Source organism: Terriglobia bacterium, from assembly GCA_020072645.1.
In the GTDB taxonomy this organism is placed as follows: Bacteria; Acidobacteriota; Terriglobia; order Terriglobales; family Acidobacteriaceae; genus Angelobacter.
Genome location: JAIQGK010000001.1, coordinates 82,903 through 101,308, shown reverse-complemented (window position 1 = coordinate 101,308; position 18,406 = coordinate 82,903). Strand labels below are relative to the sequence as shown.

Genomic DNA, 18,406 nt, shown 5'->3' with positions numbered 1-18,406 from the left:
ATAAGTATCAGCCCTTTCGTTGCTTGAGCAACCGGGAGAATCACCGCATAGTGGTAAGGAAACGGACTCCTTAGCGTGCGATACAGCGATACAATAGAACCCAAGTCGATGGCTTCCACTGAAATTAAGTCTTCCACCACCAGCACCAGCGCCCGAGCGGCGGCTATTGAGCAATCGCTGCGCACCATCATCCGCGGCAACGATGAAGTGTTGCGCCTGGCCCTGGTCTCGGTGCTCGCGCGCGGCCACCTGCTGATTGAAGGCGTACCCGGCGTCGGCAAAACCACGCTGGCCCACGCTCTTTCACGGGCGCTTGATTGCAGCTTTCAGCGGATCCAGTTCACCAGTGACATGCTGCCGTCGGACGTGCTGGGCATCTCAGTCTTCTCGGCGTCAGAAAGCCAGTTCGAATTCAAGGCCGGCCCGATTTTTACCAATGTCTTGCTGGCCGATGAAATCAATCGCACCACGCCCAAAACGCAGTCCGCCCTTCTGGAAGCGATGAATGAAGGCCAGGTCACCATGGACGGCAATTCGCATCCATTGCCGCAGCCTTTTCTGGTGATCGCCACGCAGAACCCGATTGAACATCACGGCACGTATCCGCTGCCGGAATCGCAGCTTGACCGTTTTCTGCTGCGCGTCCGCATGGGCTATCCGCAAGGCGATAACGAACGCGAGATTCTGCGCTCTGAAGCTGGCGCAGCCCGCTTGGATTCCGTGAAGCCCGTCGCCACCGGCGCGGACATCATCGCCATGCAGGATGAAGTCACACAGGTGAAGGTGGACGATTCGCTCGTCGACTACGCGCTGGAAATCGTCAAAAAGACCCGCGAGATTGAAACGCTTTCGCTCGGCGTCTCGCCCCGCGGATCGCTCATGCTCTATCGCGCCGCGCAGGCCATGGCCTATCTTGAAGGGCGCCGCTTCGCCACGCCCGCCGACTTTAAGCAGCTCGTCGTGCCGGTCTTCTCGCATCGCGTTGTGGTGAATGCCCGTTATTCTTCCACGCTGAAGAAATCCGACCAGGGCGACAATATTCTCCGCGACATTGTTCAGTCGGTGCCTGTGCCGGTTTAGTTGAAATCCCGAACGCAGTGAGGGAGCCCTATAGCCAGATGTGCTGCTGAAATCCCGAACGCAGTGAGGGAGCCCTATAGCCAGAAATGCTCTGGAGCGCAACCGCGACGCTTCTTATTTTTTCATCTCAAAATCCTATTGGCCATATGGGTCCCTCACTACGTTCGGGATTTCAGAACAGCAGCTATACTTTCCCAACATGTCCTTTCTTCGATTTCTCATGCTGCTGGCGCTAATCGTGTGGATCGGCGGGATTATCTTTTTTGCGTTCGTGCTGGCGCCGACTCTTTTTGGCGTCCTGCCAACAACTAAATTGGCGGGCGACGTTGTGAACGCGACGCTGGGTAAGCTTCACTGGATGGGATTGATATCCGGCGTGGTTTTCCTGGTTTGCTCACTCGTTTATAACTGGCAGAAATATGTTCAACTCCGGCCGTTTGCCTTGAGCCATATTTTTATTGTGCTGATGCTTGCTTTCACGATGGTCTCGCAATTCGGGATCACGCCACGGATGCGTGAGCTGCGATCAAGCCCTTCAATGATGGAATCGTCTCTCGGCCGGGCCGAATTCGACAGTCTTCATGCATGGTCCACCCGCCTTGAAGGCGGCGTTCTCTTCCTCGGTCTTGGCATCGTCATTTTGACTGCGCGACGGTTCGACTCGAGCAATTAGCAAATGGGAAAATCAGCTCTTGGCCATTGGCTTTTGGCTCGCTCAACCTTAGTCCCGTCATCGCGACTTGATACAATCTTGATAGGGCCTCAACACACTCCCTGGCGTCAAATTTCTAACAACAGAAACATATAAGGGCGAGGCCGACCACGCGCCGAGCCCGCTGCAACAAGCGCAGAACAGAGTTTACCAACACGAGTCACATTGGCGGTTTGGAGCGAAGCGACAAGATTGAGGGCGAAGCCGACCACGCGCTGAGCCCGCTGCAACAGGCGCAAAACAAAGCTTATAGAACACGAATCCGCATAGCGGTTTGGAGCGAAGCGACAAATAAATGAAAACAGGTATCATCGGCCTGCCGCAGGTGGGCAAGACATCGCTGTTTAAAATTCTGACCAAAGTGGACGTATCAACCCGCGGCCACTCGAATCCCCGTGAAGCGCATTTGGGGATCGCCAAAGTCCCCGACGACCGTCTCGACCGTCTTGCGGCCCAATACAACCCCAAGAAGCTGACGCATGCGGTGGTGGAATACGCTGACGTGGCCGCCATCGGCCAGGAAGCATTGAAGGAAACGGCTTTCCTCACAGCCCTGCGCACCGTGGACGCGCTGGCCCACGTTCTGCGCGCCTTTGACGATCCTTCCATCCCTCACGTAGGTGACATCAACCCGCTGCGCGACGCCAAGACCGTGGACTTTGACCTAATCGTAAGCGACCTGGGCCAGGTGGAAAAACGTCTGGAGCGCCTGGAAAAAGATTTAAAGAAGATGAAGAACGCGGAGCTTGAGCGGGAAAATGACTTGATCCTGCGCGCCAAGGCGCATCTGGAAAAAGAGCTGCCCCTGCGCGAAATGGAAATCACCGCCGACGACGAGAAGCGCATCCGCGGCTTCATGTTCCTGAGCCAGAAACCGATTCTCTACGTGCTGAACGTCAATGAATCGCAGACCCTGGGCGACGATCTGGAAAAAGCTGTCAGTAAATTCGGGCTACAGGAAATCTCGTCGCGCAAAAACGCTGGCGCTACGGCTATCTGCGGCAAAGTCGAAGCCGAACTCGCAGACATGAGCGACGAGGAAGCGCAGGAATTTCTTTCCAGTTACGGACTCAAAGAGAGCGGCCTGACACGCCTGATCCGCAAGACCTACGAATTGCTGGGCGTGATTTCATTCTTCACCATTGGTGAAGATGAGTGCCGCGCCTGGACCGTGCCGCGGGGATCGCGCGCGCAGAACGCCGCGGGCGCAATCCATTCCGATCTGGAAAAGCATTTCATCCGCGCGGAAACCATTCACTGGGACACCTTGCTGGAAGCGGGCTCTGAAGCCAATGCTCGCGCCAAAGGCCAGCTGCGGCTGGAAGGCAAAGAGTACATCGTTCAGGACGGCGACGTGATGCATATCCGCCACAGCGGATAGGCCACCCCTGTATCTATTCAAGCCGACTCTGAAACTGCCGTTGCAATGGCGGCGAGACCCGTGCAAGTCGAGCCGCCCTTCACCTGGAGCATAAGCGAACTTCCCACATTTGAAACTCGCTAGCGGTGTGGAGCGAAAGCGACAGAATCAATAGAAATCCCCGGCCTCCAGGGTCGGGGATAGGGCGTTCAATCGCGGTATTACTAATTTGCTATCTGGTCAACGGAAAAGTCTGTTCCGAAATTGGTGACAAGATCGGTGGTGATGATCGGAGTTGAAAAGCCACCTGCAACTTGAGCCATTTCTTCTTGCGTCAGTATGCGCGCCCCCGTGCGGGCAAGAACTCTATTACTCTGTTCGGTCATAACGGTCCTCTCTCGAAAAGATTCAACCGCTCCAAATGACCCGGGCTGGCGAAATTATAACTCTCAAGAATTGCGGTAATGTTACCCAGATGCCAAAGCGGTTTTCCCGCTGGCCCGTTTTGGAACAGGACACAATTTTCGCGGCAACACCTGTCAAGGCAGCCGCCAGGGATTTCCTAACCACGAGGCTCGGTGCGACTCTGCTATTCTGGTGAATTGCATCCATGAACCCAATCACTACTAGCATCCTGCTGGGCCTGACTGCTGCTCTGGCCAATGGCCTGGGCGGTGCCGTCATCGTCCAAAAAGACTGGGAACGCCGCTATCTGCGCTATTTCGTGGCGCTGGGCGCGGGTTTCATGCTGGGCACGGTATTTCTGGAAATGCTGCCGGAAAGTATGTCCATCGCCGGAGCAAACGCGCCGCTGCTGATGCTGGTGGGATATTTTCTGGTCCACTTCTTTGAACATACCGTTACCGGCCATTTCCATTTCGGAGAAGAAACGCACGCGGAAGAGTTTGCCCATCGGCGGCGCAGCTATTCAGTGCTTTTCGGATTAGTGATCCACACGTTTTTTGACGGTATCGCCATCGCATCCGGCTTTTTGATCTCCGGCTGGCTGGGCTGGATCATCTTTCTGGCCGTCATCCTGCATAAAGTCCCGGAAGGATTCACCGCTTCCTCGATCATGCTTGCCAGCGGACGCAGCAGGGCCGTGGCCTGGGCGGCTTCTGGAATTTTAGGTCTTGCAACAGTCGCGGGCGTGCTCACCATGACCATTTTTAGCCGCACCCTCACTGCGGGGTTACCTCTTGCCGCCGGCGTTACCTTTTACGTTGCGGCTTCTGACCTGATCCCTGAAGTGAACAAAGACCCCGGAATTCGCACTGCCCTGGTCGTTTTTCTGGGAGTGGGACTTCTGGTGATGTTGCGGCACTACTTCCACTAGTTTTTTGAAAATCCCGACCCTGAGCGAAGCGAACGGGGAGGGAACCCTATCAGCACAAAAAACTAGCCGCGAATTCACGCAAAGACACGAATCAAAAGCTGCCTAACTCAGATGATTCGCGCACTTCGTGTTCATTCGCGGCCCAATATTTTTTTGAACGGGTAGCGATCCCTCACTGCGCTCGGGATTAAAACAAAATCACTCCACCTGCTGCTTCGCCTTGTAGCCCTCGCGCGCGATGATCTGGTATTTAACGTCCTTGCCTTTCTCGTCTTTCATCTTCAACGGGTGACCGGTTTCATCCACCAGTTCCACCTTGATCTTGCGGAAAGAACCATCTTGCGCGTGATTGGTGGGATGGTAGGAAATCGCATACTGGTTCCGGATGGTCTGGCCGATATCGTTGAACACTTCAGGTAGCTGGCCATCGAAAATCGGCTCAAACCATTTTCCGCCAGTCATCTTGGAAAACGTCTTCATCTGGTTATCGGCCTGGAGAAACGTCATGTTGCAGCTGAATTCAGTGATGGGGCACAGGTACCTCATCAGGCCGTGCGTCTCGGCATAGTTCAGCAGGGCCTTGCCGGTGCTCACGGTATAGATGGCAATGTCCTTTGAAGCCTGGACTTTCTTCAGGGTCTGGTCCAGGGTGTGCTTGCTGAAGCTGTCACGTCCGCTGCTGATAAGAATGATGTACTTGCGTCCTTCCACATTCTCCAGCCGGTCAATCGTGTCATAGAGCGAATCAAAAAGGTTCGTCTCCTGGCTCATGGCCATGCCGGGCTGCAAGCTGTTCACCGCTCCCAGGATCGCCCGCTTGTCCTGCGTGAAGTCTTCAAGGATATGCGCCTTAAGATCATAGGAGATCATAGCGATCCAGTCGTCTTTTTTGAGCGTCTGGGCAAAAACATATGCCGATTTTATGGAATCGATCTGGAAGCTATAGAAGTACTGGTTGTTGGAAAATTCCACCAGCATCACTGCCGTGATCGGGGCCTGGATCTGGGTGAAGCTGCTAATGGTCTGGGGGACATTATCTTCCAGCACTCTGAAATATTCCTTTTTCAGGCCGGGGATAAAGCTGCCGTCTTTGGATAGAACTCCCACGTCCAAGGTGACGAGCTGAGAAGCCACGCGCATGGAGAAGTTATCCAGCCCTTCGACTTTCTTGGGGGCTTTGGGAGCATCGTCTTTTGGCGGCGGCTCGTCTTTCTTTTTGGGCACAGCGATTGGGCCAATGTCGCCCTGCGGCCCTCCTGCTTCAGCCGGTGCGTTGGCTTTGGGTGTGGGGGTGGGACTGGCCTGTTCCTGCCCGCTTTGGGCCTGCGCTACAGGGCTGGCCAGCCACAAACCGGAGACCAACATAAGTACTGCAGGGACACGCAGGCAGGCGTTTACCTTAGAAATCAGAGAGGAGCAAAATGATTGTATTAAGCGCATTTGACAGGTGCCTTTTTATGAGTTTGTACATTAGTATAGATGCACGAACTCAGCTTTTTAGAAGCCATTTTTCCCCGCGCTGCAGGGCCAGTTCGTAAGATTGTATTCGCAGCACTGGTTTGTTGTATGAAAAAAGCCGCTGTATTGCTGAACGTCTTCTTCGTCTTTATGAGCCTGGGCCATGCCCAGACACGCGCCGCCAGCCTGCCCGCCCAGAAAGATCCTGCCCCCACAAAGATTATGAAGGTGGACGACGTGCGTCCGGGCATGAAGGGGGTTGGCTACACCGTTTTCCAGGGGACCCAGCCGGAACCCATGGGAGTGGAAGTGCTTGGCGTGCTTCGCAACCTGAACGGCCCCAAGAGTGACGTGGTGCTGGTAAAGCTCGTTGGCGAGAAGCCCGAGTTCACCGGCGTGGTCGCGGGTATGAGCGGCAGCCCGGTTTATATTGACGGCAAGTTGCTGGGCGCAATTGCCTACCGCATCGGCCAGTTCTCCAAAGAGCCGATCGCCGGCGTGACTCCCATTGAGCAGATGCTTGAGATCAACGAGTTTGATCAGAGCATCCCGCAGGGTGGCGCAGCTACCTCGGCGCGTCTCTCTGGCGCATCAAGGACCAGCACGCCCGGCAAAGATGACGGCAATCCGATCCAGAGCTATGCGCAGTATCTGACGCCCATCGAGGCACCGTTCGTCTTCAACGGATTTAATGAAGCCGCGATCAAGCAGTTTGCGCCGGCTTTGTCCGCGGTCGGCATTACGCCGGTGATGGGCGTCGGCTCCGCCAGCAAAGATAAGCAGCCTGAGCCTTTGGTACCGGGCTCTGCCGTGAGCGCCATCATGGTCCGGGGCGATATGGACGTGGCCGCAACCTGCACAGTCACATACATGGATAAAGACCATCTTTTGGCTTGTGGCCATCCGCTCATGCAATTCGGCATGGTGGATATGCCGATGACGAAAGCCAATGTGGTGGCAACTCTCTCTTCTCCGCTGAATGCTTTCAAGATCATCAATACCACTGAAGCTGTTGGTGCGTTTGTGCAGGACCGCCACACCGGAATTCTGGGGCGCTTTGATCGCGATCCAAAGATGATTCCGGTAACGCTGAGCATTCACGGCCCTAGCGGCCCGCGCGAGTATCACTACGAGGTCCTCAACAATCCCAAGCTCACGCCCGTGATGATGATGACCACGGTTTACAACGCTCTGATGGGCATGAACCAATACGGTGAAGAGACGACCTACCGCATGAATGGCCGCATCCACGTAAATGGATTTTCCGATGTTCGGCTGACCAATATGTTCTCTCCCGTGGACGCAAATCCCACGGCGTACTCTGTGGCCATGTCCCTGGGTGAGCATTTTGGCCGCATCTATGACAATCCTTTCGAAGCGCCTACGGTCAGCGGCGTAAATCTTGAGTTCGACCTGGAGCCGGAACGTCGCGCTGCCGTGCTGGAAAGCGCGCGCACAGACGTAACCGAAGCGCGTCCCGGCGACGAGATCACGATTGAGGCCGTTCTGCGGCCTTATCGCGGCGACCGCATTGTGCGGCGCATTCCTGTCCGCGTCCCGACTTCAGCGCCTAAAGGTTCTCTGCGCATCCTGGTAAGTGACGCGGAAACGCTGGATCGCGCGCGGCGCTCCACTCCAGCCATGGGTCGGCGGATGGACTTGAATTCCACCATCGAAATTATCAACAAAGAACATTTGAATGATCACTTGTATGTTTCTTTGCTTGAGGCCAATCCGCAAGCCACGGTGGAAGACAAGGTCATGCCGGCAGTACCTCTTTCCGTGATGAACGTGATGGAAGGCATGCGGGCCACGCAGGAGATGGTGGTGTTCAATGAGTCGGCGGTGAACGAAGCTTCAACGCCAGTCGGCTACGTGGTGAGCGGCGCACAGATTATCAGCGTCAGCATTAAGTAACTGAAATCCCGCAGCGCAGCTTTTTCTGAAGTCCCAAGCGTAGCGAGGGATCCTGCCGGACATAGCTGTGAAGAAACTTGAGAATCCCGAGTGAAGCGTAATGTCTTTTGTTTTTAATTATCTTGTATCGATGAGGTATCTCCTGATGGGATACCTCCGTCGCTGTGTCTGCGTTTTTTCTGTAATCCCGAGCGCAGCGAGGGAACCCTATAACGCCAATGGTCTTTGTTCCCAGGATGACGCATAAAAACTTTCAGAATTGAGACCTGGAATCTCTCATAACAATAGCGATCCCTCCCTTCGCTCGGGATTTCAGGAAAACTCGGGATTTTAGAAACTGTTACCCTTATTAGTGATGAAAAAACTTCTTCCTGTATTCATTGTTATTGCTCTTGTTAGTCTGGCCGTTGCTGAAGGCACACGCCAATGGAAAGAAACCGGCTACGACGAATTTGAAAAAGGCACGGCCCGCGGCATCGCCATCCGCAGCACCGGACAAATTGAACTCGCTCCGGCATTCAAGGCCATCTACACCAGCCCTTCATCTTTTATCTGGAGCATAGCTGCGGATAAAGACGGCGTAGTGTACGCCGCCACCGGAGCGCCTGCGCGAGTTTATCGCGTAACGCCCGATGGCAAATCCAGCGTGATCTTTGAACCCAAGGAATTGCAGGTTCAATCCATTGCGCTGGGCCAGGACGGCGCTGTTTACGCGGCCACATCGCCCGATGGCAAGGTATATCGAATCACGCGCAAACCGGGCAGCGCGGCGGCGGCCCCGGAATTCGTAGCGGAAACGTTCTTTGATCCAAAAACCAAATACATATGGGACATGGAGTTCGACGCGCAAGGCCGCTTGTACATCGCCACGGGAGATAACGGCGAAATTTTTCGCGTCGAAAAAAACGGTCAGGGCGCTGTCTTCTTTAAGTCGGATGAAGCGCACATGCGTGTGCTCGCGTTTGATCCCAAGGGCAACCTGATCGCCGGGTCTGACGGCAGCGGTCTGGTGTATCGCATCTCGCCAACAGGTGAGGGATTTGTGCTTTACAGCGCGGCAAAGAAAGAAATCACGGCGCTGGCCGTGGATGCGGCCGGCAATATTTACGCCGCCGGAACCGGTGAGAAGCGCTCTGGCGGGCAGCAAAGTGTGCCTGGCCCTGTAGCGCCGCCTTCAGCGCCGGGCGCTCCGCCCGCAACCGCCCCACTTGGCGGCAACGTGAGCCTGTCCGGATCAGATGTGTACAGCATCGCGCCGGACGGCTCTCCAAAAAAGATATGGTCTTCGCATGATGACATTGTCTATGCGCTGGCATTTGATTCATCCGGGAGATTGATTGCAGGCACGGGAAACAAAGGCCGTGTGTATGCGATTGAGAAAAACGGTGACTATACCGATCTGCTGCGGGCCACGGCAAACCAGGTGAGCGCATTCAGCAAAGCGCCTAACGGCGGTCTTTATTGTTCCACCAGCAATCTGGGCAAGATCTTTCTGATGAGCAATGGCACGGAACCGGAAGGCACGTTTGAAAGTGACGTGAAAGATGCACAGATCTTCTCGCGCTGGGGTCGAGCTGAGGTCCGCGGGCGCGGTAACTTTGAACTGTTTGCGCGCAGCGGCAACGTGGATAATCCTGATCGCAACTGGAGCTCGTGGGCGCGCATTGACCTGGCCAAAGATGCACGCACAGAAGTCCCGGCAGCTCGATTTATTCAGTGGCGCGCCGTGTTGAAGCCGGCCAATCCTCCAACGCAAATCGATGACGTGGCAATTAACTATCTTTCCAAGAACGTTGCGCCGGTAGTGGACGAGGTAGCGGTCGTGGTGGGCGCGCGCTTTCAGCCGCAACCAAAAATGTCAGGGCCAGAAACAGTTGCCGTAAACCTGGGACCGCCGCCACAGCAGTTTGGCAACAACCGCATGGACAATCCGCCGACTGCCAATAAAGACCGGGGTTCCATTGCCGTCCGCTGGGCCGCACATGATGAGAATGATGACAACCTGGTTTACTCAGTTTATTACCGTGGCGATAACGAGCGCGAATGGAAGCTCTTGAAATCCGACCTGACCGACAAGTTTTATTCCTTTGAATCCGGCCTGCTGCCCGATGGCGGTTACACCGTGAAGGTGACGGCCAGCGATGCGCCTTCACACAGCCCTGAAGACGCGCTGTCTGATGAAAAGCAGAGCTTGCGTTTTGAAGTAGATAATACCGCGCCCCGCATTGAAAATCTGGCTGCCCGCGTGGAAGGCCAGGATTTGCACATCACCTTCCATGCCGCCGATGATGGCTCTCCAATCAAGCGGGCTGAGTACTCCATTGACGCGGGCGATTGGCAGTATGTTGAGCCCGTGGGCGCGCTCTCTGATGCAAAGAGCGAGAACTATGATTACACGGTACTGCTGAGCAATGCTCCTCCCGCACCGGAAGAACCGGTGGAGCAGAAACGCAAGAAAGGCAAGCCTGCTCCTGTGGCAGCGCCTGCACCGGCAGCGGAACATGTAGTGGTCGTGCGGGTTTATGATCGCGCGGACAATGTTGCGACGGCGAAGTACGTTACGAAATAGTTCGGAAACTGGCCGCGAATCCGCGCGAATCGAGCTAACTCGTGTTCATTCGCGTTAATTCGCGGCCTTGATCTCTCTGACAAGAGCCGACCGCTTACTAATTCACATAATCAGCCAACCTGCTGCTCACTTGTGCGTTCTTATCCAGCAGCAACCTACCTTCCCCTGGTGGAGAGTCTATGAAAAACTTCGTCTCTACCTGGAGTGTGCCTGTCTTGGCTCTGTTATTGGTTCTTTCTCTCGCCGGATGTGGTGGCGTGAGTGCAAATCCAAGACCTACACCCACACCAACGCCAATGCCAACACCGCCCGGTCCCGGCCCCACGCCTACTCCGGCTGCCCATGGGACATTTGTATATTTGAGCAATACCACCACCATCACCGGTTTCCGACTTAATCCTGACGGCACTCTCAGCCAATTGGCCGGCTCTCCCTTTGCCATTCAGGGATTCATCCGCACGGCGGGAAGCTTTCTGCTGGTTTTTTCCGGAACCTCAGTTTCCACGTATCAGGTGGATCCGGCTTCCGGCGCTCCCAGCTTTGTCTCCAGCGTAAACGTTCCCGGCGCCAGCGGCGGCACAGCTGACGCACACAACCTTTACGTGGAAGGCAATATCCCTAGCGGGAATTTGATTGGATTCTATGGCTTCGCCATCAGTGCCGGCGGCATGCTCACGCCACTGGCAGGATCGCCGTTCCCATTCGGCCAAGCCTGCGACTTTTGCGATGTTCCGGGAAGCCTGGCCCTGAACGATAACTTCCTGATCGTGGGCGGCGAGGGGTTCCACGGCGTGGGCGACTTCACCGTCTATGCGCGCGGCCCTGGCGGCGTTCTGGGCCCGGCACAAATCCTGGGCACCAACGCCCAGGAATCGGTTGCTATCCAGCATCCGGGCTCGTTTGCCTACGGGCTGGACACCAGCGATTTCAGCTTGCAGGAATACACGATCAGCGCATCAGGAAAAGCAACGCCCGGAGCGCAGCTCTTCCTCGATAACCCGCAGCAGGTCGTGGTTCACACTTCAAACAAGTTCCTGTTGGTGCCTGACCTGTCCGGAGTGGTGCACGTCTTCAGCATCGATCCCGCTACCGGAGCTTTCAGTCAGATTGGGACTTCAGAAGCCGCCGGGAACGGCACGGGCGGACTGGTCATGGATCCCAGTGGGCGTTTTGTGTTTGTGGCGCAGGGCGCCAATCCCAATTTTCCCGGCTCAACAAACCAGATCACAGAGTACAGCTTCGATCCGGGCAGCGGAGCGATGAAGAAGCTGCAAGTTCTTCCGCAGCCGACGCCACCCGGCATAGTGATCATCACGCGCTAGGCGGGCAAACTGAGCTTTGGAAGCAAGTCCGGGCCATCCACCCACGGATGGCCCGATTTATTTTTCTCGCTGCCACGCTCCCTCTGCGCACGCTTCTTCGCTCTTAATCTGCCCCCTGCTGCCTCTATCGTTGCGGAACAACCGGACTGAGCAGCGGCGGGGACAACAAGCTGCGGTCCCCGCTTTTTCGAACCTTTATTTCTTTGTGTCGCCCCAGTGATACGGCAGATTCCTGACCTCAGAAATATTTTCGATCACGTAATCCGGCTCTTCTTCCCGCCCTGCGGGCATCTGCGACTTGAACTCTCCGTGACGCAGGCGAACCGTGTGCATTCCCAGTTCTTTGCCTGCGCGGATTTCACGCATCGGCCTGTCGCCGACAACAAGAATCTCACTCGGCTTCAGTCGTGTCCTCTTCTGGATTTTGCGGAAGGCTGCTTCTTTGGTGAGTAGGTTGCTACGGTCGGCAAAATAAATTTTTTCGACGGAAGGCTCGCAGTCGAGCCCCAGAGCTTTCACTTTGGCGTGCTGGGTCCTGGGTTCGCCAAAGCTGACGACGAAATTTCTAACGCCTCGTTTCGCCAGAAAGCGCAGCAGCGGCAATGATCCGGGAAAGAGCGTGAGCTTGCCGACAGGGCAATTGAAGTAGGCCTCGCGCGCCGCGCGGCTTATTTCTTCGGGATTCTCCGCGCCGAAGTGGCGCGAAACCTCGGCATCGATATGGCGCAGCATCGGGTCCGTGCGGAAAGCGCGCATGCGGGCACGATAAACGGCTTCAGAATCTGCTTTGAGCCCGGCCGCCACCATGGCTTGCGCGGCGTAACGGTGGGCCACGCGGACGCGCTGGCCAAAGCAGTCATAAAGCGTATCGTCCAGGTCAAAGATCACGCAGCGGATGAGCTGCTTCGCGTGCTGGCGCACTGGGCGATTCTTTACGCGTGGTTGCGAGACCAAATTCTTCTTCTTCTTTTTTGTCTTTTTTGTCTGGGCAGGCAGCGGCATCTCTCCGGATACTGCAATATTCATTCTAATCACTGCTACAATCGAAAACATGGAGGCGAAGCTGCTGCACATCCCATGGCTGGTGAGTGTGCTCTACAGCAGTATTCCGCTTTTCTGGTTTGCCATCCATCCGTTTGCCGATTTCTGGCGCGGAATGCACCGCTCACCATACTGGCTGTTGCTGCCGATCTGGGCAGCGATCATCTCCGCGCTCGCCTGGGCTACATGGCCGTGGCATTCGGAACGGCTCTACTCTTCTCTGTGGACGTGGGCACCGGCGGCGCTTCTTTTGTTCTTTGGTCTCAGGACATACAGGGACATACGCTCCGGCTTTGGAGCGCATAAGCTCAGCGGTGAAGCCGAGTTGCGTCCGCAGGAACACGCGCAGGAATTGGTCACCACTGGATTGCACGCCCGCATGCGCCATCCTATATATGTCGCCCACCTGCTGAATCTTGCGGGCTGGGCGATTGGCAGCGGCCTTGTAGTCAGCTTTGTTCTGTTGGCAATCAGCGCGCTCGGAACGTTTCCATTGATGGTCTGGATTGAGGAAAATGAATTGGAAAAAAGATTTGGGCAGCGCTTTCGCGAGTACAAAGCCCGCGTGCCTCTGATCCCCTTGCCATTCCAAAGGGTGTCCGCATGAACCGCCGAACGTGGTCTGAGAGGGCGGGATGAGATTTGAGCTATTTGTTGCCGCGCGATATCTCCGGGCCAAGCGCCGGCAGGCGGTGATTGGAGTTATCACCGTCATTTCGGTCATCGGCGTCACAGCGGGCGTGGCTTCTCTGGTAATCGCTCTTTCCATCAACGCAGGATTCCAGAAAGATCTTCAAGACCAGTTGCTGGGTTCACAATCGCACATCAACCTGGTTCGCGCACAGAATGATGGCATTGAAGACTGGCGAGCCTTGATGACGCGCCTGGCAAAAGAACCTCGTGTTACGGGAGTCGCGCCGGCGATGTACGGGCAGGTAATGGCGTCACGGGCGGCGCGGGCCAGCGGAGCGCTGGTAAAAGGCGTGATCCCGGAATATGAAAATCGGGTGAGCGAGCTACTGAAAACCATAAAGTTTGGTTCCGCTGCCGCGCTGGAACCTTGCGCGGACACAGACGAGGCTTGCAAGAGTGGCAGGGCGATTCCGCCGATAGTGCTGGGAAAGGACTTAGCTGAGACTATCGGGGCCACTGTGGGCTCAACCATCATGATTATCAGCCCGCAAGGTGAACTATCGCCGGTTGGCATGATGCCTAAATACCAGCAATTCAAGGTCACCGGCATTTTTCGCTCCGGTTTCTATAACTATGACAGTGCCTGGGCCTTTATTCGCCTCTCTGACGCACAACGGCTTTTTAGCCTGCCGGACACTGTGATATCCGTCATAGAGTTCAAGATCGACGACCTGTATAAAGCTGAGGAAGTAGGCAATGCCCTGGAGAAAGCAGCCGGGCCCGGCTTTGTGGCCAAGAGCTGGATGGACGAAAACCGGGCGCTGTTCCGGGCGCTGCGGCTGGAGCGCGTTGTGACATTCCTGACCATCGGGTTGATCATTTTTGTCGCGGCCCTGAACATCCTGATTTCACTGATCATGATGGTCATGGAGAAAACCAAGGACGTGGCTGTGCTGATTTCCATGGGAGCCAAACGACGGCAAATCCGGGGTATCTTCATGTTCCAGGGAGTGCTTATAGGAGTGATCGGTACGGTAGCGGGATTGATAGTGGGTTATGGCGTGGCCATAGCCGGGGCGAAATACCATTTTGTGGCCTTGTCTGCGGAAGTTTATTCCATTGACTACCTACCTTTTGCACCTCGGCTGATTGATGGCCTATTGATTGCGGCGGTAGCCCTGCTGATATCGTTTGTTGCCACACTATATCCCTCCTGGTCAGCGGCGCGCGTTTTGCCCGCGGAGGCATTACGCTATGAGTAAAAAACCTCATTGCTTTGTTGGTCGCAATGGGTGGAAGATGTTGAAAGGCTTGGAGTTGCTGTTAGGAAGAATTAAGAAGTTTAATGAAATCTCAAGAAGTTTCGAACCAGAAATTTTAGAGATTAACTTTAGTCACATGGGTTCTAATGAACAGGCAGTTCACGCGATGCAAAAGGCAGTGAAAATGCTGGGAAACAGGCAGGGTTGCACCATTGAGGCGGGCCGGTGCATCCAATAGAACAAGCAGGTCTGCAGCCCGAAATCGTTCGCGTGAGTGGACTTAAAAAGGTTTACAAGTCTGGTCAAACAGATTTGGTGCTCTTTGAAAACTTGTCCTTCCAGGTGAGGAAGGGGGAAATGCTGGCTATCGTGGGCGAGTCCGGCGCCGGTAAGAGCAGCTTGTTGCACATCCTTGGTGCTCTTGATCGTGCTTCCGCAGGTGACGTATACTGCGCCCAGATTCCCGTAGCGAAACTTACAGATGATGCCGCAGCGGATTTTCGCAATCGGACCATCGGTTTTGTCTGGCAGTTTCACTACCTGTTGCCGGAATTCACGGCGCAGGAGAATGTTGCAATGCCGCTCTTGATGCAAGGGACCGCATACCGTAAAGCCATGGAGAAAGCCGGCGTATGGTTGCGGGAAGTTGGATTAGAGGGCCGCAGTCATCATCGTGCAGGAGAGCTTTCCGGCGGTGAGCAACAACGGGTGGCCCTGGCCAGGGCTCTGGTGACAGGCCCGGGAATCCTGATGGCGGACGAGCCAACAGGTGACCTGGATAACCGTACCGCGGAGATGGTATTCGCTTTGGTGCAGAGACTTCATCGAGAATACCGGCTCACTTCCCTTATCGTCACCCACAACCTTGAGTTTGCGCGCCGCTGCGATCGTGTATTGCGGTTGCATCACGGCATGGCAGAGGAAGTGTCGCCCGCATCGCTGAATTAGCGAGGAGGGTGAGGGACAGTTTAAGGTTTTTCTGCCGATTTGGCAGATGGTAGGTTTGTCCGGCGCAGCATTTTGACGCTCTCTCGTGACGGAGGGTCGCTGGCAGGACAGAAAGGCTTCTTTCTGGTGGGGTGCGCAGTACGCAGCCAGAAGGACAGAGAGATGTTTCCGGCAGAGGTGACTGGGAGCATCTGGGTGAGGGGAATATGTTCGAGCGGTACACAGAGAAAGCCAGGCGCGTAATCTTCTTTGCAAGATACGAGGCCAGCCAGTTCGGCTCTCCGTATATAGAGACGGAGCACCTGCTGCTGGGCTTGTTGCGCGAAGACAAGGCGTTGACTAACCGCTTTCTGCGCTCTCATGCGTCGGTAGAGTCCATCCGCAAGCAGATTGAAGGGCATACCACGATTCGTGAAAAGGTCTCCACGTCAGTGGACCTGCCTTTAAGCAATGAATGCAAACGGGTATTGGCCTACGCGGCGGAAGAGGCGGAACGCCTCAGCCACAAGCACATTGGCACGGAGCACCTGCTCTTGGGATTGCTGCGTGAAGAAAAGTGCTTTGCCGCCGAAATTCTGCACGAGCGCGGACTGCGCCTGAGCGCTATCCGCGAAGAGCTGGCGCGCAGCACGCAGGAAAAAGCCCAGCCCCAGCGCGGCTCCAACCGCGAATCTTCCCTGCTGGCGGAGTTCTCCCGCGACCTGACCCAGGCCGCCATGGACAGCCAGCTTGATCCGCTCGTTGGCCGTGAAGGCGAAGTTGAGCGCGTCATCCAGATTTTGTGCCGCCGCACCAAGAATAATCCGGTGCTGATCGGCGAACCGGGCGTAGGCAAGACCGCGATCGTTGAAGGTCTGGCCCAGCGCATCGCCGATGGAGACGTCCCGTCATTCCTGGCGGACAAGAGAATTCTCGGCCTTGATCTTTCATTGATCGTTGCCGGGACCAAATACCGCGGACAGTTTGAAGAGCGCCTGAAGACCATCATGAAAGAGCTGATGGAGAGCCAGAACTGTATCATCTTTATTGATGAGTTGCACACGCTCGTAGGCGCCGGGTCGGCGGAAGGTTCGCTGGACGCCGCAAACATCCTGAAGCCCGCGCTTTCACGCGGAGAAATTCAATGCATCGGCGCAACCACGCCGGGCGAATACCGCAAGTCGATTGAAAAAGACCGGTCGTTGGAACGGCGCTTCCAGGCCGTAAAGGTCCCGCCGCCGGGTGAAGAGCAGGCGGTTAAAATCATCTACGGCATTAAAGAGCGCTACGAAAAATTCCACGCCGTAAGCTATACGGATGAAGCGATCCAGTTCGCGGTGTATCACTCAAATCGCTACATTCCAGACCGCTTCCTGCCGGACAAGGCAATCGACCTTCTGGATGAAGCCGGAGCGCGCGTGAAACTGCGCCAGACTTCACTTCCTGAAGAAATTACGGAAGTCCAGAAGCGGATCAAATTCATCGTTCATCGGATGGAAAACGCCATTGCGAACCATGAGTTCGAAAAGGCGCGGTTCTACTCCGATGAAGAGCGCAAGGAGCGCGAGAACCTGCGCGCCCTGCGCGAGAAATATCACCTTGATGAGTCTTCCACCGGTGTTGTGGCCCGCGAGGACATTGAGGAAGTGGTGAGCCGCTGGACCGGCGTACCCGTGACCTCCATCAAGGAAGAAGAGACACAGAAGCTGCTGCGCGTTGAAGAAGAGCTGCACAAGCGCGTGATCTCGCAGGACAAGGCCATCAGCGCCCTGGCCCGCTCGATCCGCCGCTCGCGCGCCGGGTTGAAGTCACCGCACCGGCCCATCGGCTCGTTCCTGTTCCTGGGACCGACCGGCGTGGGCAAGACGGAAGTCGCGCGCACTCTGGCGCACTTCCTCTTTGGCAGCGAGAAATCACTGATTCGCTTCGATATGTCAGAGTTCATGGAGAAGCATTCAGTCAGCAAGCTGATCGGCTCGCCTCCGGGATATGTGGGTTATGAAGAAGGCGGCCAGTTGACCGAGCGCGTGAAGCGGTCACCCTATTCAGTCGTCCTGCTGGATGAAATCGAGAAAGCGCATCCGGATGTATTTAACATCCTGTTGCAAGTGCTCGAAGATGGACAGCTCACTGATGGACTGGGCAACACGGTAGATTTCAAGAACGTAATCATCGTGATGACCTCAAACATCGGCGCGCGGCACCTGATGAAGCGCAAAGGCCTCGGTTTCTCACTCGACAAGGAAGAAACCGTCCACGACAAGGTTGAAGAACTGGTCAAGCAGGAAGTGAAGAAGACGTTCAATCCTGAATTCCTGAACCGTCTGGATGAAGTGATTCTGTTCCAGGCGCTGACCGATGCGGACCTGATCCAGATTTTGGAACTGCTGGTACAGCAGCTCAATGGAAACCTGGCGCAGCGCCACATCACGATCACGGTGACCGAGGAAGCGAAGCGGTGGATTCTGGATAAGACGCTGGTGGACCGCAGCTACGGCGCGCGTCCGCTGCGCAGGGCGTTGCAGCGGTATATTGAAGACCCGCTGTCTGAAGCTCTGATTCAGGGGACCATCACGACGCGTCCCGCGTTCATTGAGGTTTACCTTGAAGGCGACCAGCTGTTCTATCGTCCTGTGGGCGATGGCGCAGAGAAAAGCGATGGAGTGCTGCTCTACAGCAACTAATCGCTAGTCAGCATTTAACCAAGGCCCGCCGGCAAAAACTGGCGGGTTTTGCTTTTTATTAAGAATGGGTCGCGCAATGGCTTGACCCTTTCAGCCGGATAGAGA

Annotated in this window: 15 protein-coding genes; 12 read left to right on the top strand and 3 right to left on the bottom strand. The window is 55.6% G+C overall.

The window, feature by feature from the left end; all coding sequences use genetic code 11:
• The first annotated feature begins 108 nt into the window (after positions 1-108).
• The 3 genes from LAO76_00445 (at position 109) to ychF (ending at position 3,173) form a co-directional block, all read left to right on the top strand.
• Entirely contained in the window at positions 109-1,080 is a 972-nt protein-coding gene (locus tag LAO76_00445; protein ID MBZ5489383.1) for a MoxR family ATPase, read from the top strand.
• Positions 1,081-1,279: 199 nt separating this feature from the next.
• Complete coding sequence (locus LAO76_00440) at positions 1,280-1,753, top strand: DUF4149 domain-containing protein (GenBank protein ID MBZ5489382.1); 474 nt, start codon at positions 1,280-1,282, stop codon at positions 1,751-1,753.
• 334 nt (positions 1,754-2,087) lie between these two features.
• The gene (gene ychF, locus LAO76_00435; protein ID MBZ5489381.1) at positions 2,088-3,173 is read left to right on the top strand and encodes a redox-regulated ATPase YchF; all 1,086 of its coding nucleotides are present in this window, start codon (positions 2,088-2,090) and stop codon (positions 3,171-3,173) included.
• Positions 3,174-3,376: 203 nt separating this feature from the next.
• Here the strand turns inward: ychF and LAO76_00430 are convergent, their stop codons facing one another.
• On the bottom strand, positions 3,377-3,538 hold the full coding sequence (locus LAO76_00430) for a hypothetical protein (protein MBZ5489380.1): 162 nt from the start codon (positions 3,536-3,538) through the stop codon (positions 3,377-3,379).
• A 224-nt stretch (positions 3,539-3,762) separates the two neighbouring features.
• Between LAO76_00430 and LAO76_00425 the strand changes: the two genes are divergently transcribed.
• A complete protein-coding gene (locus tag LAO76_00425; GenBank protein ID MBZ5489379.1) occupies positions 3,763-4,488 on the top strand; it encodes a ZIP family metal transporter in 726 nt (241 codons plus the stop codon).
• A gap of 198 nt (positions 4,489-4,686) precedes the next feature.
• On the opposite strand, the gene LAO76_00420 is transcribed toward LAO76_00425, so the two are convergent.
• A complete protein-coding gene (locus LAO76_00420) occupies positions 4,687-5,928 on the bottom strand; it encodes a VWA domain-containing protein (GenBank protein ID MBZ5489378.1) in 1,242 nt (413 codons plus the stop codon).
• A gap of 126 nt (positions 5,929-6,054) precedes the next feature.
• Here LAO76_00420 and LAO76_00415 point away from each other — a divergent pair, with 126 nt between their 5' ends.
• The 3 genes from LAO76_00415 to LAO76_00405 all read left to right on the top strand — a co-directional run bounded on the left by LAO76_00415 (position 6,055) and on the right by LAO76_00405 (position 11,754).
• A complete protein-coding gene (locus tag LAO76_00415; GenBank protein ID MBZ5489377.1) occupies positions 6,055-7,863 on the top strand; it encodes a SpoIVB peptidase S55 in 1,809 nt (602 codons plus the stop codon).
• 355 nt (positions 7,864-8,218) lie between these two features.
• Complete coding sequence (locus LAO76_00410; GenBank protein MBZ5489376.1) at positions 8,219-10,432, top strand: hypothetical protein; 2,214 nt, start codon at positions 8,219-8,221, stop codon at positions 10,430-10,432.
• Positions 10,433-10,611: 179 nt separating this feature from the next.
• On the top strand, positions 10,612-11,754 hold the full coding sequence (locus tag LAO76_00405; protein ID MBZ5489375.1) for a lactonase family protein: 1,143 nt from the start codon (positions 10,612-10,614) through the stop codon (positions 11,752-11,754).
• A 195-nt stretch (positions 11,755-11,949) separates the two neighbouring features.
• On the opposite strand, the gene LAO76_00400 is transcribed toward LAO76_00405, so the two are convergent.
• Entirely contained in the window at positions 11,950-12,780 is an 831-nt protein-coding gene (locus tag LAO76_00400; GenBank protein ID MBZ5489374.1) for an HAD hydrolase-like protein, read from the bottom strand.
• A gap of 25 nt (positions 12,781-12,805) precedes the next feature.
• Here LAO76_00400 and LAO76_00395 point away from each other — a divergent pair, with 25 nt between their 5' ends.
• The 5 genes from LAO76_00395 to LAO76_00375 all read left to right on the top strand — a co-directional run bounded on the left by LAO76_00395 (position 12,806) and on the right by LAO76_00375 (position 18,301).
• The gene (locus LAO76_00395) at positions 12,806-13,402 is read left to right on the top strand and encodes a hypothetical protein (protein ID MBZ5489373.1); all 597 of its coding nucleotides are present in this window, start codon (positions 12,806-12,808) and stop codon (positions 13,400-13,402) included.
• Between the two features lie 28 nt (positions 13,403-13,430).
• Positions 13,431-14,690 (top strand): ABC transporter permease, encoded by a 1,260-nt coding sequence (locus tag LAO76_00390; protein MBZ5489372.1) that lies wholly within the window; start codon positions 13,431-13,433, stop codon positions 14,688-14,690.
• Positions 14,683-14,928 (top strand): hypothetical protein, encoded by a 246-nt coding sequence (locus LAO76_00385; protein MBZ5489371.1) that lies wholly within the window; start codon positions 14,683-14,685, stop codon positions 14,926-14,928. Before LAO76_00390 ends, LAO76_00385 begins: the two co-directional genes overlap by 8 nt.
• A complete protein-coding gene (locus LAO76_00380) occupies positions 14,925-15,638 on the top strand; it encodes an ABC transporter ATP-binding protein (GenBank protein ID MBZ5489370.1) in 714 nt (237 codons plus the stop codon). The genes LAO76_00385 and LAO76_00380 overlap by 4 nt, the downstream gene beginning before the upstream one ends.
• A 206-nt stretch (positions 15,639-15,844) precedes the next feature.
• On the top strand, positions 15,845-18,301 hold the full coding sequence (locus LAO76_00375; GenBank protein MBZ5489369.1) for an ATP-dependent Clp protease ATP-binding subunit: 2,457 nt from the start codon (positions 15,845-15,847) through the stop codon (positions 18,299-18,301).
• Positions 18,302-18,406: the final 105 nt, after the last annotated feature.

Coding starts and splice junctions, on each gene's coding strand:
- LAO76_00400 (MBZ5489374.1), bottom strand. CDS start 12,780: ATGAATATTGCAGTATCCGGAGAGATGCCGCTGCCTGCCCAGACAAAA.
- LAO76_00385 (MBZ5489371.1), top strand. CDS start 14,683: ATGAGTAAAAAACCTCATTGCTTTGTTGGTCGCAATGGGTGGAAGATG.
- LAO76_00415 (MBZ5489377.1), top strand. CDS start 6,055: ATGAAAAAAGCCGCTGTATTGCTGAACGTCTTCTTCGTCTTTATGAGC.
- LAO76_00410 (MBZ5489376.1), top strand. CDS start 8,219: ATGAAAAAACTTCTTCCTGTATTCATTGTTATTGCTCTTGTTAGTCTG.
- LAO76_00440 (MBZ5489382.1), top strand. CDS start 1,280: ATGTCCTTTCTTCGATTTCTCATGCTGCTGGCGCTAATCGTGTGGATC.
- LAO76_00425 (MBZ5489379.1), top strand. CDS start 3,763: ATGAACCCAATCACTACTAGCATCCTGCTGGGCCTGACTGCTGCTCTG.
- LAO76_00375 (MBZ5489369.1), top strand. CDS start 15,845: ATGTTCGAGCGGTACACAGAGAAAGCCAGGCGCGTAATCTTCTTTGCA.
- LAO76_00445 (MBZ5489383.1), top strand. CDS start 109: ATGGCTTCCACTGAAATTAAGTCTTCCACCACCAGCACCAGCGCCCGA.
- ychF (MBZ5489381.1), top strand. CDS start 2,088: ATGAAAACAGGTATCATCGGCCTGCCGCAGGTGGGCAAGACATCGCTG.
- LAO76_00430 (MBZ5489380.1), bottom strand. CDS start 3,538: ATGACCGAACAGAGTAATAGAGTTCTTGCCCGCACGGGGGCGCGCATA.
- LAO76_00420 (MBZ5489378.1), bottom strand. CDS start 5,928: ATGCGCTTAATACAATCATTTTGCTCCTCTCTGATTTCTAAGGTAAAC.
- LAO76_00405 (MBZ5489375.1), top strand. CDS start 10,612: ATGAAAAACTTCGTCTCTACCTGGAGTGTGCCTGTCTTGGCTCTGTTA.
- LAO76_00390 (MBZ5489372.1), top strand. CDS start 13,431: ATGAGATTTGAGCTATTTGTTGCCGCGCGATATCTCCGGGCCAAGCGC.
- LAO76_00395 (MBZ5489373.1), top strand. CDS start 12,806: ATGGAGGCGAAGCTGCTGCACATCCCATGGCTGGTGAGTGTGCTCTAC.